Origin of the sequence: Paenibacillus suaedae, from assembly GCF_032337355.1 — a bacterium.
In the GTDB taxonomy this organism is placed as follows: domain Bacteria; phylum Bacillota; class Bacilli; order Paenibacillales; family Paenibacillaceae; genus Paenibacillus_B; species Paenibacillus_B suaedae.
Window position 1 is genome coordinate 18096 of record NZ_JAVYAA010000002.1, and the last position, 17629, is coordinate 35724.

The 17629-nt window shown below is 44.6% G+C and carries 17 protein-coding genes; 3 read left to right on the top strand and 14 right to left on the bottom strand.

From position 1 onward, the window contains the following. Positions 1-14 precede the first annotated feature (14 nt). Positions 15-665, bottom strand: a complete 651-nt coding sequence (locus RQP50_RS08115) for a hypothetical protein (RefSeq protein ID WP_315744659.1) — start codon at positions 663-665, stop codon at positions 15-17. A 309-nt stretch (positions 666-974) separates the two neighbouring features. Next, positions 975-2174, bottom strand: a complete 1200-nt coding sequence (locus tag RQP50_RS08120; RefSeq protein ID WP_072731226.1) for an MFS transporter — start codon at positions 2172-2174, stop codon at positions 975-977. A gap of 312 nt (positions 2175-2486) precedes the next feature. Between RQP50_RS08120 and RQP50_RS08125 the strand changes: the two genes are divergently transcribed. Further along, on the top strand, positions 2487-3113 hold the full coding sequence (locus tag RQP50_RS08125) for a phosphatase PAP2 family protein (RefSeq protein WP_315744661.1): 627 nt from the start codon (positions 2487-2489) through the stop codon (positions 3111-3113). A gap of 64 nt (positions 3114-3177) precedes the next feature. Here the strand turns inward: RQP50_RS08125 and RQP50_RS08130 are convergent, their stop codons facing one another. The 6 genes from RQP50_RS08130 to RQP50_RS08155 form a co-directional block, all read right to left on the bottom strand. Continuing rightward, positions 3178-3912 carry a YdcF family protein gene (locus RQP50_RS08130; RefSeq protein ID WP_044355356.1) on the bottom strand — a complete coding sequence of 245 codons (735 nt, stop codon included), beginning with the start codon at positions 3910-3912 and terminating at the stop codon, positions 3178-3180. Between the two features lie 10 nt (positions 3913-3922). Next, entirely contained in the window at positions 3923-4216 is a 294-nt protein-coding gene (locus RQP50_RS08135) for a hypothetical protein (RefSeq protein WP_028531575.1), read from the bottom strand. An 88-nt stretch (positions 4217-4304) separates the two neighbouring features. Then, positions 4305-6209 carry a DNA translocase FtsK gene (locus tag RQP50_RS08140; protein ID WP_315744665.1) on the bottom strand — a complete coding sequence of 635 codons (1905 nt, stop codon included), beginning with the start codon at positions 6207-6209 and terminating at the stop codon, positions 4305-4307. 176 nt (positions 6210-6385) lie between these two features. Beyond that, on the bottom strand, positions 6386-6925 hold the full coding sequence (locus tag RQP50_RS08145; protein WP_315744667.1) for a GrpB family protein: 540 nt from the start codon (positions 6923-6925) through the stop codon (positions 6386-6388). A gap of 108 nt (positions 6926-7033) precedes the next feature. Next, positions 7034-7432 (bottom strand): RidA family protein, encoded by a 399-nt coding sequence (locus tag RQP50_RS08150; RefSeq protein ID WP_315744669.1) that lies wholly within the window; start codon positions 7430-7432, stop codon positions 7034-7036. A 38-nt stretch (positions 7433-7470) separates the two neighbouring features. Further along, positions 7471-8022 carry a GNAT family N-acetyltransferase gene (locus RQP50_RS08155; protein ID WP_394358390.1) on the bottom strand — a complete coding sequence of 184 codons (552 nt, stop codon included), beginning with the start codon at positions 8020-8022 and terminating at the stop codon, positions 7471-7473. A gap of 198 nt (positions 8023-8220) precedes the next feature. On the opposite strand from RQP50_RS08155, the gene RQP50_RS08160 reads away from it, so the two are divergent. Both RQP50_RS08160 and RQP50_RS08165 read left to right on the top strand, forming a co-directional pair. Next, a complete protein-coding gene (locus tag RQP50_RS08160; RefSeq protein WP_315744671.1) occupies positions 8221-9003 on the top strand; it encodes an AraC family transcriptional regulator in 783 nt (260 codons plus the stop codon). A 43-nt stretch (positions 9004-9046) separates the two neighbouring features. Next, a complete protein-coding gene (locus tag RQP50_RS08165) occupies positions 9047-9748 on the top strand; it encodes a transglutaminase-like domain-containing protein (protein WP_315744673.1) in 702 nt (233 codons plus the stop codon). 119 nt (positions 9749-9867) lie between these two features. Here RQP50_RS08165 and RQP50_RS08170 read toward each other — a convergent pair whose 3' ends face one another. From RQP50_RS08170 to RQP50_RS08195, 6 genes are all read right to left on the bottom strand, one after another. Next, on the bottom strand, positions 9868-10497 hold the full coding sequence (locus RQP50_RS08170; protein WP_315744675.1) for an HD domain-containing protein: 630 nt from the start codon (positions 10495-10497) through the stop codon (positions 9868-9870). A 253-nt stretch (positions 10498-10750) separates the two neighbouring features. Then, positions 10751-11758, bottom strand: a complete 1008-nt coding sequence (locus RQP50_RS08175; protein ID WP_315744677.1) for a zinc-dependent alcohol dehydrogenase — start codon at positions 11756-11758, stop codon at positions 10751-10753. 17 nt (positions 11759-11775) lie between these two features. Then, a complete protein-coding gene (locus RQP50_RS08180) occupies positions 11776-14025 on the bottom strand; it encodes a helix-turn-helix domain-containing protein (RefSeq protein WP_315744679.1) in 2250 nt (749 codons plus the stop codon). Positions 14026-14094: 69 nt separating this feature from the next. Beyond that, positions 14095-14958 (bottom strand): carbohydrate ABC transporter permease, encoded by an 864-nt coding sequence (locus tag RQP50_RS08185; protein ID WP_021257906.1) that lies wholly within the window; start codon positions 14956-14958, stop codon positions 14095-14097. Beyond that, positions 14952-15878, bottom strand: coding sequence for an ABC transporter permease (locus tag RQP50_RS08190; protein WP_072731297.1), 927 nt, complete (start codon positions 15876-15878; stop codon positions 14952-14954). The genes RQP50_RS08185 and RQP50_RS08190 overlap by 7 nt, the downstream gene beginning before the upstream one ends. 112 nt (positions 15879-15990) lie before the next feature. Further along, on the bottom strand, positions 15991-17622 hold the full coding sequence (locus RQP50_RS08195; RefSeq protein WP_028531581.1) for an extracellular solute-binding protein: 1632 nt from the start codon (positions 17620-17622) through the stop codon (positions 15991-15993). Positions 17623-17629: the final 7 nt, after the last annotated feature.

Here is a 17629-nt window from a genome sequence, read left to right on the forward strand (position 1 = left end):
GTTCGGTTCCTTTCTTATTTATCGCTTTTAGTTTCACCAAACAACTCCAATTCCGCTCCAATCTCGTTCGATCTCCCGCTGTAAAAAGCCGTAGAATCTCTCGCATAGACACGGTATTCCGCGGTCACACTATTTTTCTGGTGAGGGATCAGCTCTACACTTTGAAAATCAAACTCAATAGTTTCGTCATTCATCAATCGCATGGGACGAATGCGGACATTTGTTTCTTCACCGTAATTATATACGGTAAATGTGCAAATAGTGGTCAGCTGCTTCACATCTTCAGAATATTGCACAGTCGAGCAGCTGCTGCCCTTCTTTGCGTAGTCTAACGAAGATATCCCCGATGCGAAATATTTCACGGTGAACATCACACCTTTGCTAACCGTAGGGGATGCCATCGCAAACAAAATACATCCGATAATCAGCCGTTTTGCTAGTTTTGGATGATTATAAGAGCGAGCTGCACCCCGAATTCCAACAATTAATAAAAGGATACCAAAAATAACAGGCGGATGCCAACTCCCACCATCCATTTGTACCCACGGCGATAGACCAAGAAAGAGAAAGATCTCATCTCCGAAGGAACGTCCTAAGTGATGCATGGATATCAAAACGATACCAACAAATGTCGCCCCCAAATAAATTGGCCCCGGCTTCAGCAACAATCTCCCCTCCCTCTCTTGTTCAGGATTTACCCAATGTAGGGTCATGAGGATAAACTTCCCTCTCAAAGAGCTCCTTTATAAACACAATACTCGCAAAATAATGTCTGTTATAATCAGCAATATGCCATATTCCCTAGCAAAACGTGGCTTCAAACCCATTCTCGAAAGGTACTGTTTCAGAATAGACAAATAACCCGGTCTCGTAACAAAGCCAGGTCATGATGTCCATATAAAGCGAGCAAGATGTAACAATCAGTTTCACATCCCATAATTATACATACAAATCAACAGAGACGGAAGCATTTGTTATATTTCTTTGGCAACTGGTTGGGTAACATGTTGGGTAGATACCCGTTTCACCATCCATATCGAGAGCACGACAAACAGTACGCCAAAGGCAGCAAATGTCATGCTTGAACCAAAGTTCACGATAATCAGACCACAAATAAGCGGCCCGGCCGACATCCCAACATAGCGGATCAGATTGTACAAGCCTAATGCACTTGCTCTCTGTTCTTCGAACTCGCTGCTAATCATGGTTGAATAGAGAGGCGCAATCAACCCACCTGCTGTGCCGTACAAGAACAAACCAATTGACAGCCCTACTAAAGAGTACGATTCAGTCAGAGCAAATATAAGAATGCTGCATGCTGCCATTAGATTACTGTAGAGCAGTAAACGACGTTGATCGATTTTAGCTTGAATTGATTTGTATACCACAGTTCCCAGTATCATACTGACCGCCATAGGAAGGTAGAGCAATCCGACAATCGTCAAGCTCATGTGATATTGATCGGTCAGAAGCGCAGGCAAATATACGATGAGTGCGAAGTACAGGAAGAAATACAAGAAGCTAATCATAAGAATTCCTCTCCCGACTTGGCTTCGTAACACAATACCATATTGAACGATCATCCTGCGAATATTTATGGAAGCTGACCGATTCCTCTGATCCTTCGGAAAGTATAATCCATTCCCAAGCAGCAATAATAGCGACACGCCAGTGAGGAACCAGAAGATGCCGGGATAATTATATTTCCCTCCTATCCATCCACCAAGCACGGGGGAAACAGCGGGAGCAATTGACATTAGCATCTGATAAGTCCCCATTGCACTGCCCCGCTCCGCTCCTTGGTATAGCTTCCCAATGGTGGTAGCTGCAATTAACGGAATCGATGCTGTCCCTACAGCTTGCAATGCGCGAAATACGAGAAACAAAGTAAAATCCTCCGACACTGCGCAGCCGATACTAGCAGCAATCGATATAGCAATGCTAGGCATTAATATATACCTTGCTCCCTTCACATCAATGAGTGCCCCACACCCAATTTGCATGATCGCAACGATAAAAATGAAAATCGAGACCGATGCGTTCACCATCGATAGCGACACATGAAAGGTATCACGTAACAGCGGAATAATCGGGGAATAGATGTTTTGCATCAATGATGCGAAGAACGTGCTTAGACATACTACGTATAAAATTAGCTTAGAATTTGATTGCATTCGCTTTCCTCCTCATCAGATCTCTGGATTGCTCATTACGTAATCTAGTACTCGATTTATTGTTACATATGTAACGATATGGGTATGAAAATGATATAGACATCTAAAATGAGACTACCAATATTGTTACGCCTGAAACAATAATCAAAGTTTACTACGATATCCCCGTATTTACAACCCTTATTCATCACAAAAAGAAAAGCTGTATTGTTCTCATCCGTTCTTCATACATTCTTCAGCTTTTCATACGGTTCGTCTATAGTTTTATGCTTTACGATGAGTTCAAGTTCGTAAAAGAAAGGATGAGCGAAGATGAATCGAAAGCTCTCGGCATATATTCCCCTGCTGTGGCTATTAGCAATCCCGGTGCTTAACATCTGTTACGGGTTATTAAACCATGGGAATACGATCGTTCATGACCTATCGACTGATTTGGATCAGGAAATCCCCTTTATCCCTGCATTTATCATTCCCTACGTGATTTGGTATCCCTATATTCTCACCGTACTTGTGCTGGTCTTCAGGAAGCAAAGAAATGTGTACTATCGAACGCTGCTCTCCCTCTGTGCCGGACTGGTCATCTGTTATATGGTCTATGCAGTATATCAAACGACTGTACCACGTCCTGAAATAGGAGAGCCTGGATTGCTGACAGCTCTTGTACAGCTTGTGTATCAAACAGATGCACCATTCAACTGCTTCCCAAGCATTCATGTCTTCACATCCTATCTTATGATTAAGGCTGTATCCGACCCAGATTCACAGCATCGCTTCCCCTATTTACGAGCCATTGTCCTCATCCTCTCATGGGCAATCATAGTATCGACATTGTTTGTGAAGCAGCATGTATTTATGGATGTGGCGGCAGGGATTGTAGTTGCAGATTTGGTATACAATCTTATACGAAAATGGCTATCGTATCTTAACATCGTTCCCTAGCATACACAAATAGGGAGATCCCCGAGCACTTGTGCATGAGGAATCTCCCTTACCGCTAATTTATTCAAAACAAAACCGCCTTCACCATCGCTAAAAATTCACGAATCATATTCGTCGGTTTCAGATGATTAGGGGAACTGCTTGATATTCCGTACGGCTCAAACCCAATCTTCCTGGCGAGCATCTTCGAGCGATACATGTGGAAATCACTTGTGACAATCATTAACTTGTTGCCTAATGCACCTTGTTCTCGAAGCAGAGTCTGTGAATAGAGTAGATTCTCCTTCGTTGAGGTTGACTTCCGTTCAGCAAGTATACGTTCCTTAGGTATCCCATTCTGTATTAAATAATCTTCCATTGCACTTGCTTCAGGTATATCTTCACCTGGCCCCTGACCTCCCGATACAATTACGGGAACTTGAGGGTTGGCTCGAATATAAGGCAAGCTTGCATCAAGTCTATCTTGCAGCGTTGTTGAGAGCTTCGTGCCTCTTAATCCTGAACCTAGAACAATTACATAATCGACTTGTGCCTGATTACGATCATCTGTCCCCATCTCGGATATAATGAGCGATTCCACTACAACGAACAGCATTAAACCTATGGACACACAGATCAAGAATAGATTCCGCAACCATTTATACTTTTGAAAGTCTATTTTACGCAACAGAATATACAGGAAGCTAAGCGAACACGCGAAGGCGACTTCGAAAGTTCTTCCATAAACGATAAACAATACAACACATAGCCCAATCAAACCAAGATCGACGAGCATTGACTTACGACTCCAGCTTTTCATCTTCACGCTCCTAATTCTCCGTATTCGCCAGGGTCAACCCACATTCAGGACATACGGTATCATCCATACTTACCCGTATGCCGCAGGCCGGACAACATTCAGTATCATGGCTTGGCTGAACAGAATCAGGGGTTTCTTGTACTTGCGTCTGGGTCTGTATCTTATCCTTATGCAGTTCAACCAACAAATCTCGAATTTCTTTGATATGTTGGGCCATCTTCGACTGTTCAATGGCAGATTGAATCAGATGGTACCAAATATATAAACCAATACCTGCAATAATGATAACGACAACAATCCCCATGCGCTACATCCCCCCCTGTTCTATTTGCAGAAAATAGAATGACACCCAGTCCTCATCTTACGCTAATCCAATATGGTGCATCACATGGTTAAGAGCCGATTTCCGACAAACTTGGTAATTGAATGATTTCTGAGAAACGCATCCGTAGTACTGAGCTGTTTTTCAAAAAGACGGCAACATCGTTGGCATCCCCTTCGATGATGATTACGGTTTCGGAGGAATAGCGATCCGTAGCTTTCACCAGAGACTCCGTTAATGCACGCACCTTGTCTGCATGTGTACGATTTCTATCTTGTGCAGGAAGCCGCAGCACAAGCATACCATTCTTCGCATGTTGGAGATTCGATATAACGTTACTGCTTATGGAACTTGGATCCTGATCCTCCATATTGTCTATTGATACAGGTACGATTTGCCCCCATGATAGAATGCCGCACTTCTTATACACCTGAGACAAGAGTTCAATTACCTGTACCCTAGCAGGCTCGATACCGCCCATAACTGCAAGACACATGGGAGGCATATCGACGTACAATCCTTTTGCCTTCCCTTCTTGATATTGTGACAACCGATGGACAAGTTGGCATAGCGATTCTGCATATTCGCCAAGTACTCCACTGGATAGGAATTCATTCAAACTACCTTGTAAATCGAATCTTGCTTCCCCCGTTTGATCTGATTGTGCCTTAGAGTAGTTTGGATTTGCTGATAATGTTCGTCCCTGCAGCGATTCATCTGGCTGTTGAAATTTATCAGTTTGCTGGGATTCATCAGCATTCGATATCTCGCTACTCTTCATATTGGAATGCATTTCTGCTGTGTGATTGCCTGACTGCTCAGTATCGCTCAGCGATGTTGACTCCTTCCGCTTCTCTACTGATGGAGAAGTCGTCCGACTAGCGGATGGAACCTCAATGTTGAGCGCATACACACTTGTGAAATAAAGTCCTATTTCAATATGTTCCTCCAAGAAGCGGTGCATTTTCGCTGGCGCTCCCGTTAAAATGACGAGAATTTCATCATCTTCTTCAGTCTCATTTTCCAAACAACAAAATAACATATCTAGCGCTTCCCGCCCCTGTCCGGTTCGATCGTCTTCAAGCAGCTTGTAGGCATCTTGTATTACAAGTACGCCTCCGCGTGCCTGTTCAACAATATCGAGCGTAGACTGTGAGCGTCTTCGGCGGTACGGATCAATTAATTGTTTATAATTCACCTCAGTTACCGTTCGTTCAGACAAGTAGAACAGTTCGTGAAAGAGAGAAGAAATGAGATCAGCAGCCCTCATCTCCCAAGTACCCGGTTCCGTAGCGAAAATCATATGAATTCTCGGATAATAAATGTCTTGTCCCAAATCATAGCGATTATTAAGCCTCTGGATTAGTCGAACGAGGCGCTGAATGTTCTGATGCATCGCATCAAGACCCGTTAACTCATGAAGCTCCTGCAAAAGGGCTTCTATATTTCGGTTCGCTTCAGCCTGTTCTTCTTCAGTCAAGTCCTCCTCATTGGAATACACCTCTTTGATAAGTGCAGTTACTCCATCTGGGGTTAGGAGCGCTTGCCGTCTATCACTTGCTGATGGCGGGCCAACAATTTGCACCACCTCTAGCTGCTCCTGAATGAGCCGAGCTCTCTGTGCTCCTATATTTAATTTTGATTGAAGGAGAGCCGTTGACGCGTATCCGACTTCCGCTACAATTATGGCTGCATCTTCGAGCAATTCGTCCTCTTCATCACCATCCGCACTTTCTTCTTCCCCATCGTCCTCATATTCCTCTTCCTCGTTATCTTCGTAGTCTTCTTCATAGCTTGTCGCATCAGCAATCATTCTCTGCCTTTCCGCCTCGCGTTCTTTCTTATCGCTAAAATAACGGTATATAACATAGATGCTTGATACACTGCCAAATAATACACCCAATAACAGAGAATATTCTGTCAGAAAGAAAATTGTCATCCAAACAATAAAAAATATGACCCATGGTAGATTCACACGTACACCCCATACTCTCTCTATTTTTTCCTTATCCTAATTCGAGTTGCGGTAATGCGATGATGAATTTTTGATACGGTCGAAGCTATATGTTCCGAATCCAAAAAAGGATCAATTATGCTCGCTGCCTTCCATGGAACCATGATTGCCTATATCAGGCTAATTGAAGGACGATTTTACACATCCGTCTCTCCAGCCCTCCAGCCAACTTCCTGACTCCAACTGCTCGCTCTGCGCATAATATCCCAGATGATAGGTTCTTTGGCATCAACATATCCATGCCTGTCCTTCTGGTACTTCTTCATCAGCTCATATTTGACCGCAGCATACAACTCACATTCATCAGTATGGCAGCGCAAGTAATCTCTGAACAGAAGCGGGAACTGCTCCGCCCAACTCCCCAATTCTCTCACATGGATATGCGTGCGCTTCCCTCCAGGAGCTTCGCGAAAATAACGCTTCGTCTTGTCTGGATTATCTGCGCGATGAACATAGCCGATCGAATTGAATTGACGTATCAAATGTTCAAAGTTATTCCACGAACGAACAGATACCTGTATATCAATAATCGGCTTGGCTGCCAATCCTTCCACAGAAGTAGAACCAATATGATAGATCCGAAGCGCCGTATCACCAAGCACCTCTCTGATTTTCTGTCCGATTTCGGTGAATTCGGTTTTCCAGGATGGATCGTACGGTACAATCTCTATATCCATAAGTCTTGCTATCTCCTCTGAAGTCTCCTAGTTTCATGTGCATAGACAATCAAAGATTGGCGCACAGTCACTTCAACAGTAGCTGACACCCTATCAAGTACACTCCGTCTATACAACCTTACCCGTCAAAATCGCCTGTACTTCGATTTCAACGAGCAGGGCAGGATCAATTAGGGCCTTTACTTCTACCATCGTAGCTACCGGGCAAATGTCGCGGAAAAATTCACCGTGAGCTCTGCCGATCTCTTCCCATTTGGTTATGTCTGTGACGAACATTCTTGTTCGAACAACATCGGACATGTTGGCCCCCACTTCGTGAAGCGCATCAGAAATTACCTGCAGAATATATGTAGTTTGAGCGTAAGCGTCATTTTCGCCGACCACTTTACCATCGCGCATCGCTGTTGTACCCGCAACCTCGACTTGAGTGCCCACTCGTATCGCTCGGCAATAGCCTACCAATGGCTCCCAAGGTGATCCTGTAGTTACCCGAACTCGTTCGGCCATTGTATCCCACTCCCTCTATATCATGTCCCACGTTACCGTTAGAACTTCTTATAATAAATAACGGTTGCGTGATAATCTCCATCTGCAGACTTGGCGAATTCCGGAATCCGTCCAGCTTCCATATACCCATTCGATTGGTACAACAAGTTGGAAGGATCTCCTTCTCTCGTATCAAGCACCAGCAGGCTTCGTTCTTCATGGTGCGCGCAATCTTCCACAACACGCAACAACCCCTTGGCAATTCCCATTCTGCGCTGGGAAGGGTGCACCATCAACTTCGCCACTTCCGCACGATGAAGAGCATTTGGCTTTTGAGCGAGATGAAGCTGGATTGTACCGCACACCTGATTATCAACGAGCGCAACCCACAGGCGCACCTCCGGCTGCAATACCGCCGCCCAGTAATCGTCAGCCATCTTGCGATCCAGTGGAGGAAGGAATCCTATTGATGCACCATCATTCACGACGTCCATTAACAACGTTGATAACCCATGAAGCACCTCTTCATCCAACTGCTCTATCTCTCTAATTTGAACACGACTGTCCATAGACTTCCACTCCGTTCGTCTGTCATGTATATCCAAGAACATGCTCCACGATTGCTTCCACAATACCTCTCGATATCTATTATTATCCACCCTAATAGAACCTGTCAAAGCAAGAAACGCTACAAAATTACCATTCTTTCTGCAACTCCCTCCCTTTACTTCAACCGTACCGCTAGGTATAATTCGAACCAATGCTCCATTGGTCAAACGATGATGGCACGCAAAGGAGGAGTAAACAAGATGTCTGCAATCATGAGCCCCTACGATCTAATCGTCTATTTTGGCTCTGATCATGTATCTTTTCTCACGAACAAAGTAGATGCGGACAATCACAGCCATAACTATATTCAGATTACGATCGGCCTTGAAGAAGATGTAGCGATTACGGTAGACGGAGTCGCCTATCAAGCTTCCGGATTAATCTTGCATTCTAACATCGTTCATGAACTGCAAGGCCATGGACAGTGGCAATGGTATATGCTCATCAACCCTGAATCTGCATTCGGTGAGCATCTGAAGAGAACCTACTTACAGCACTCACCGATTTATATCCTAACAAGCAATCAAATCGAGGAACTGACGCACCTTGCAATCCAGCATTTATTTTCGCTACAGCAAGCAATGGAATACGACCGGATTTGGAACGAGTGCAAGCACATATTGAGCATGACGGATGATAATCTGCCGCCTGTTCTAGACGAAAGAATTCATCACATCATGCAAGCACTAGAGAGTATTTCACTCCCTCAATTGACTGTAAAAACACTCAGTAAGAAAGTATTTCTGTCCGAGAGCAGACTATCTCATCTATTCAAAGACAAGATCGGCATATCACTCGCCAGCTATATCGTTCATCATAAATTAGAACACGCATTCCATGCTGTCTTTAGCGGAAAACCCTTAACAGACGCAGCAATGGAAGCGGGCTTTAATAGCCCTTCCCACTTCTCTAAGACCGTTCGAGACAAACTTGGCATGACCGCTCGTACAATTGTTCAACATAGCAGATATTTGAAAGTATGAATTCCTCCTCTCATTTATAGTTGAAGGAGAAGGAGGAATGACCATGACATCCTATTTAGAAGCAACGGCATTAGTTGATTATAACCATCCATCGATTCAGAAGCTTATCATAGAGCGATCCTGGAAAGAGGCTAAAGAGTACGATAAGATTCGTGATATATACGATTATGTGCGCAACCAGATCAAGTTCGGTTACAACCGTGGAGACGATATTCCCGCTTCGGAGGTATTAGCAGATGGATATGGCCAGTGCAATACGAAGAGCATCCTGCTGATGGCCTTGCTGCGTGGAGTCGGAATCCCTTGCCGCATTCACGGCTTCTATATCGATAAGAAAATGCAAAAGGGAGCATTGACTGGCATCGTCTATACATTCGCCCCCCGCAATATCGTTCATGCCTGGACAGAAGTTCATTACCAAGGCAAATGGCTGGCGCTTGAGGGCGTCATTATCGATGATACGTACCTTCATCAAGTAAAAGATAGACTGTGCAGCTACAACGATGGTCATATCGGATACGGTATAGCAGTGAAAGACGTGAAGAACATCAACTTATGCTGGCGTGGCGACAGCACCTATATTCAGAACTTCTCGATTACGGAGGATTTAGGCTACTACGATAACCCAGATGAATTCTTCGCGGCATACAACAATACGAAGAGTCGGCTTAAGAAAGCCATGTTGAATCTGCTTCGCAAGCGGGTAAATCGACGCACCGACGCATTACGGGGAGGCAAACTATAATTAGCAACTATACCTGACCCCAAATATAAATAGCCTATCCCCAAAGAGAGTAGGCTTAGATGCAACCTCAACAACCATACCCGCATTGCTTCGGGATAGCAAGCAGTGCGGGCATTACGTCATCGATGATGCAACAAGATCTCACCATTGCATTCTGCACGAAATCGCGCTTGGAATTGCTCGACGAAGATCAACTTCTGATCGAAAATATCTTTGGAAAGCTCATAGTTCAGCGCTTCTCGCGAGCTAGATACATACTTGGCATAGTTCTCACTATCCCACAATTGAATGGCGTCGAATACATTCTCTTCGTTATTCCCGCTGTATACAAATTTCAGCCATATCTCCATGGAGCCGAAATGATCCAGTATATCTGCATCCTGAACCAGCTTCATATAATATGGCAAATCAGGCGAATCGGCTTGCTTCCGCGTATTATGGTGTCTGATAATTTCTGAAATACCTGCGAGTTCCTCTGCTGAACATGCGCCGTTCAGCAAGGTATGCACAAGTTCGGCTCCAGTAAGATGATGCGGCTCAATCCCTTTCGTTACGTCATGGAACAAGGCGCCCGCATAGATGATGTCATCCATTGTCGATTCGTTCGGAAAGAGACTCTTCCGCAAATGCATGGCTAGATTCGCCACACGTTGACCATGATAGTAAATGAATCCGCGTTCTCGATTGAGATGAGATTTTCGCTTGCTCATTGTCTTTCTTGCAATCTCTTTCACTTCATTCATATCCATAAGACCATCTCCCCCATTAACGACTACTCGCAATTCAAATCACTAGCATCATACAGTCGAGATTAGTAGGCAATCTGGATGTATTGCTACATCAGCCCAGTAACCACAGAGAGAATCATTGGTTCATTTTTCCATACTAGTCTATTATAGAATTGCCTTTCTCTCAACAGAAAAAGCCGTACATCACAAATCATGGATTCGTCGTACGGCTCATATGTACTTACAAGAATACAAGTATATATAGACGCGAGTATTACGTCTCATGCCCGTATTGAAGCAAGGTCGCAATCACGTCTCTACGTTCCCTGTAATTATCGTAAGCCTCCTCGGCTCTTGCTACCGGATACACATGGGTGATCAATTTCTTCATCGAAATGCGTCCATCAGCGAGCAGCCGTATGTAGGCTTCGAGATTTCTCCCCTCCGTCCAACGCACATGACCGATCGGGTAATCTCGATTCTCCTGCTCATATTGCTTGTCATACCGACCGGGTCCTCCTGCCCTTGAAATGAGAACTTGAGCCTCTTTCTGGAACAAGAGCTCTCTGGAATAGGACATCGACAGATCGCCAACAATGACCACCTTCCCCCGATCTCGAATCCATGTCAGCGCACTGTTCGTCACTGCCTCTCCCGATCCGCTCACACAGAGCAATACGGCATCTGCTCCCGCCTCTCCAACCGCTTCAGACAATTCCAGTTCCATTAGCCTTTGATCCGCATACACATAGTCTAATCCGTGCTGTCTGACCATCTCTGCCCTACGGGCATCCGTATCCAGCGCAACCGTTCGATAGGCCGCAGCATGAGCGATTTGTGCGATCAAATTGCCTAAAGTCCCTAGACCAACAATGACGGCAGATTCCCCAAATCGTAAATCAGCTACACGCAGCGCATGCACCGCAATTGCACCTAAGCCCCCGAACGCCGCTTCCTTCGGATCAACCTTATCAGGCACAAGTGCGATCAAATTCGTGGGAACAGTCAGCCATTCCGCATGGCATACGTACGGCGCTCCATAGCAAGCCACCCGTTGCCCAACTAAAGCATGACTCACTCCATCCCCTACCTGCTCAACGATGCCTACTGCACTATATCCCAAGAGGAGCAGCGATTCCGATGAACTGTTTACCATGCTCAGCTCTGTCCCTGGACTGATTGCTGAATATTCCGTTCGAATTCTGACATGTCCATACTCCAGTTCCTTCGGTTCCACTTCTGCAATCACAATTGTACCGGATTGTGTCGCCACAGCCTTCACTTTAATCCCCCCAATCGTTAACCTGTCTGCCGTTTTCGATACTCACTAGGCGATATTCCGTAATATTTCTTAAATGTAGTAGCAAATGTAGACGCATTCAAATACCCTGTTTTTTCTCCGATCTCAGACACGGAGTAGGAGGTGTGCTTCAGCAGTTCTCTGGCATGGGCTAGTCGCACCTTGTTCAAGTAATCCACATAGTTAATATCGAACGCTTTTTTGAAATAACTAGAGAAGTATTTCGGTGAAGTATGGAAGACTTCTGCAATATAATCCAAATACAAATTCTCCATATAATGAAGCTCGATATATTGTGCAATGAACGCAGGATTCAACTTATTTGTTGGCTCACTCTTGCACTGCTTTACCAAAAATGCAGCAACCTTAATAAGCGCCTGCTTCATCTCGGTATATCGATTCGCCCGTGTAATGCTTCGAAGAAAATCCCCTTCAAGCTTGCTCCACTCCGCCTGTTCCAACGACGGATTGCCGATCATGCGGAACAAATCATAGAACATCGCTTGCGCCACATGCACCATCTGATGCATATGAATATTGCGCTTGTTATTCGCTTCGAATGTATCTTCTATGATTTGGACGGCATCTTTCAGCCTTCCGCATAGCACGTGGTTGGAGAGTTTCTCTATTTTGTCCAGCGGGTAGTACAAGTTATAGGTGTATCTTATCTGTTCGGCATCCATCACAGGTTCATCGTTGCTTACCGACCGATGTGACATCCCATGGCTTACATCTTGAAAAGCGCGTTTCCAATGTACCTCATCAGTGCTGTACATACTGCTTACACAAGCCCCTACTTCATAGCGGCTCAGCTCATTATTTCCTGCAGCAGCAATGTAAGCACGAAGCTGTTTGAATAGTGTACGCCTAGTTAAAGGCTGATCCAATCCAATCCACGCGACAAATTGCAGCTTATCGGCATGAAATAGAAGTGCCTCTATCGACTCTCGCTTCAATCCAGCAGCAATACGTGATTCCAACTCATCGACATGGATACGCTCATGTGACTCCGCTTCCTCCTTAGGCAGCAGCTGGATCAGAACCATCACAAATTGTTTCTTCACAGTGCTTTCTGGGAAGTATTTGCGGATAAGCTGCTCCGATTCACTTGGATCTGCATACTCATCTATCGCTCGAAGGAAGGCAGCCCTTCGATGTTCTACACGTACGACTTCAAGTTGCTCTCTGAGCTTACCATTGTCTAATTGGAGCACACGAATAGCCTTATGGATATTGCGAATATCATTTCCTTTACTCGTTTCCATGCCCAACTGCTGAATGATGTTACGGATGGGTCGGTATAAGTACATGCTGAGCAAGTAAGATAAAGTGATAGCTCCAAATATGGCAGTGATCATGATCGTAAGATTCGCACTGCTTACGGAGTTGATGTTCTTAAACTTATAAGGAATTTTATTGATGTACATAAATCCGTTGTACGTCGATTTGTAGAAATTGTACTCGAAATCCTTGCCCGTGATCGTCCCTTCCGATTGGAAATTAGACGTCAGCTGATTCCATACCTCTACCAAGTCAAAATCATCATTCGTGCTGAGTATCACATTGCGATTCGAATCAAGCACGATAAATGATGCTCCTGGTATAACAGCAGTTTGGTCAACGAATTTCATCCACTTTTCGGCACTGATCAAAAACATGATATGTTTATCGGATAGACGAAATTTATTGCCTCCCACCATAATCAGCAGTTTCTTTTTTTGCCATGTCGTACCGCTGTTCATGACCTTGTATGTATCGGACGGAAAGACTTTCGATTCATGGGGCATGGACATAAAGCGCTTCCAATACGCTGCATTGTAGATGGAATGTACATATTTTTGCTCAAATAGCTCTCCTAAATCAGTCGTACCGTGCAAGGTTATTGCAAGATTCGAATTGTCATGAAATACAATAATATCTTCGATAAAATCAGCTTTGGAGACGAGTGCGGTAACATTTTTCTGTAAATCGTACACCTTCGCCATATCCAGGCTTCCATCACTATTTACAATGTTGTTATAGGGTAAGGAGTGAATGGAATGATTCATGCTGTCTAGGGACCTGAAGCTGTTATCGATCGATTGAATCATCGTTTTCACGACTAACGCATTATTTTGAGCTACTTCGTCATAGACTTCTGAGATGGAGTTCTTGTGTACAATATAGTTGGAGACAAACATGACCATGATCACGATTAACAAAGCCATGAAAATTTGAAGCAGGCCGACGTTCATCAATAATCTTTTCATCTCGCTCTTCCCCTTGTCATGTTCTCATACGCATGAAGCGATTCCAACTACATTCTACACCGTGATCAACTATCCCTTCTCCGCTCCTAGCATAACCCCCTTTGCAAAGTATTTCTGTGCAAAAGGATAAATAAGCAAGACGGGGATCATAGACAATACAATTGTCGCGTTCTTCATCGCCTGTGGAGCCAAAGCTGCACGATCTACGAGCGAAGCATCCGACTCTGCATTGAAGATGAGCATGTCTCGCAGGACAATCTGAAGCGGGAACATATCCTTGTCATTTAAATAAATTAACGGGAGGAAGAAGCTGTTCCAATGCCCCATGAAATAAAAGAGTCCAATCGACGCCAAGGCGGGCTTCGACAACGGGATTACGATGCTGAACAAGATGCGATACTCGGAAGCTCCATCGATTTTGGCCGCTTCCCGAATTTGGGACGACATGCTCTCATAGAAGCTCTTGAGTATGATGAGCTCAAATGTCCAGATTGCATTAGGCAGCACGAGTGCCCATACTGTATCAATTAAGCCCAGTCCTTTGACCACCATGAAAGTTGGGATAATTCCTGCATTCAGGAACATCGTCAGCACGATCGCAAGCATCCAGAACTTTCTGCCGACAAAATTGCGCTGCGCTAATGGGTAAGCGGAAATGGCCGTAAACAATAAGTTGATGAATGTGCCAAGCGCCGTATAATAGATTGTATTCAGATACGCCCTTGGAATCTTGTCATCCTTCAGCACCTCAACGTAAGCATCTATATTGAAGCCCTTCGGAAACAGGGTTACTTCTCCTTGCAGAACGGAAACCGTATCACTAAATGAAATGACAGCAATATACCATACCGGATAAAGGGTACACACTGCAACGAGAAGCAATAGGATCGTATTGACAACATTGAAGATCGACAGCTTACGTTCCCCTACCATAGACTGTTACCTCCAAATCGCTTGCTTACATAGTTCGCTCCGAGCAGCATAACCAAAGCTACGGCCGATTCGAACATCCCAACAGCCGCTGCATAGCTGTAGCTTGATTCGAGGAAGCCCTTTCGGTACACATAGGTGGAGAACACATCGGCGACACTATATGTCATTGGGTTGTACAGCAGCAGCACCTTTTCATAACCGATTCTGAACATATTCCCCATATTTAAGATGAACATGACGACGATCGTCGGCATGATTCCTGGTATCGTAATATGCCGCATCATTTGCAGCCGCTTCGCACCATCTACCTTAGCTGCCTCATACAGCGAAGGATTAATACCGGCTACAGCCGCCAAATAGATAATCGCCTGATAACCCATCGTGGCCCAAATATCGGATATGACGTAGATCGGCCGAAACCATGCAGCATCAATCAAAAAATGCTTTTTTTCAAATCCGAAATAGGAAAGAACTTGATTGACGATCCCATTCGTTGGAGAGAGAAAGTCAATGATCATACTGCAAATAATGACTACTGATAGAAAGGAGGGTAAATAACTAAAGGTTTGAATCGATTTCTTAAACCATTTTATTCGAACTTCATTTAAGAAAACGGCAAATAGGATCGGAAACGCAAACCCGAATAATAACGTGTAGAAGCCTAGCAGGAATGTATTTGTAAAGAGAATAAGAAAGTCCTGATTGCTGAAAAATTTAATAAAATGCTTCAGTCCTACCCATTTGCTATCGAATACGCCTTTGTACACACTGTAATCCTTAAATGCGATGATTAACCCATACATGGGCCCGTATCGAAATATTGCGTAGAAGAGAATACAAGGAATAAAAAGCACAAGAAGCTGCTTATCGCGCTTGATATGCTTCCAGAAGTTCACCCAACGCATACGACTTGGCGTCATTGTTCGTTGGTGCTCAGTCTCAAGCTCTGATTGCTGCACAATTGTTCCCCCTTGAGGAATGGGCACCTGAATCAGGATCCAGGTGCCCCTCCGATTTCAAATGATCCGCAGCTTACTTGGAGTCAAAACGCTTTTGTGCTTCATTAAATATGGCAAGCATTTGATCAATCCCTGCTTTTTTCGCAGTGTTTTTCCAGTCCTCCCATTGCTTCTCACCATAGTTTTTATCCATCACATACTTCGAATTGAACTCTTCCGCTGCCTTCTGGATCGACGTCTGCAGCTCTGATAGGGTCGCAATTTCATCATCTGTGAAGTTAAGGGTTGGATCTAGCGGCTCTCTTCGATTATCCTTCATGATTAGATCTTGCGCTTCCTGTTCTTTTTCCGAGAACTTGAAATAGACACTCTTCGGATTCGGTCGCAAATAGGCGCTTTCCTGCCACATCCCATAGCGATCCTCGAGAACACTAATATCCACTAGCGGCAGGTTAGCCAATTCTGGATACACAGGATATCCATCCTCACCCCACTTGAAGTTCACACCTTCTACACCAAGTGTCATTAAATCCCCGCCAGATGGACTTGTTAAGTAATCCAGCAACTTCAGCGCAACTTCCTTATTGTCGTTATCCGCTACTGCGATACCGAAGTCGCTAACCTCAGGCAGCGATCTTACGTGCCCCGTCGGACCAATTGGCAGTGCATATCGCAAGTTGTAATCTGGCATCGCACTCTTCACCTGGTTGTAGAACAGATCCAATCTGCCAATCCAGTCGAAAGTTACAAATGCCTTGTCTGTTGTCATTTTCGTTGTCCAAGAATCCTGCGTATTCGTTAAAAACTCAGGATCAAGCAGCCCTTCGTTGAACATCTTTTTCATGAAGTCAAGCATATCTTTGTGCGCATCCTGCACGGAGGCGAACTTCCAATTTCTATCTGCTTCATCATAATAAATTGGATAGTTCTCACCGCCTATTCCCCAACCATAAGACCAGTCTCCATAAATGTGTTCTTTCGTCTTAGAAGCGTAAGGATAGCTGTTCGGATACAGCTCCTTCAATTTTTTCATAGCAGTGTAGAATTCATCTGTATTCGTCCATGGCTTGATGCCGTTTTTATCGAATATATCCTTTCTATACATGAAACCGTGATTGACGTCCCGATTCAACTTGTATATCGGCCATGAGTATAAGTTCCCGCTCTGATCGCCGAATGACTTGATTACCCACGGGTTTTCTTCCATGTACAGCTTCTTGAAGTTGGGCAGCATATCGACATGCTCATTAATGGCCACAACACCGCCCTGCTTGCCTATATCCTTCAGTTCGGCACCCTTTAATCCATTGAAAATATCTGGAAGCTTCCCGGAGGCAACGGTCGTTCTCAACTTATCCTCGTAAGTCTGGCTGGAGTATGTCTGAAACACCACCTTAATGCCTGTTCGCTTCTCAATTTCCTTGACGACGAGCATTTCATTCGTAATGGAGACATTACCAGGATGCATCCATGTTAACGTTACAGGCTTATCAACGATCGGAAGCTTCAGCCCGCCCGTATCCCCATATTGCTCACTATCCCCCGTGACTGTAGAACCGGAACCTGCATTACCACTGTTACTGCTGTTATTGTTGGAATTTGTGCTGCTTTCTTGACTGCTTGCACTCCCTCCGCCTCCGCATGCCGCAAGAAGCGTGAAGACCATTGTCATCATAATGACAACACTTATGACTCTTTTTGACATTGCGATC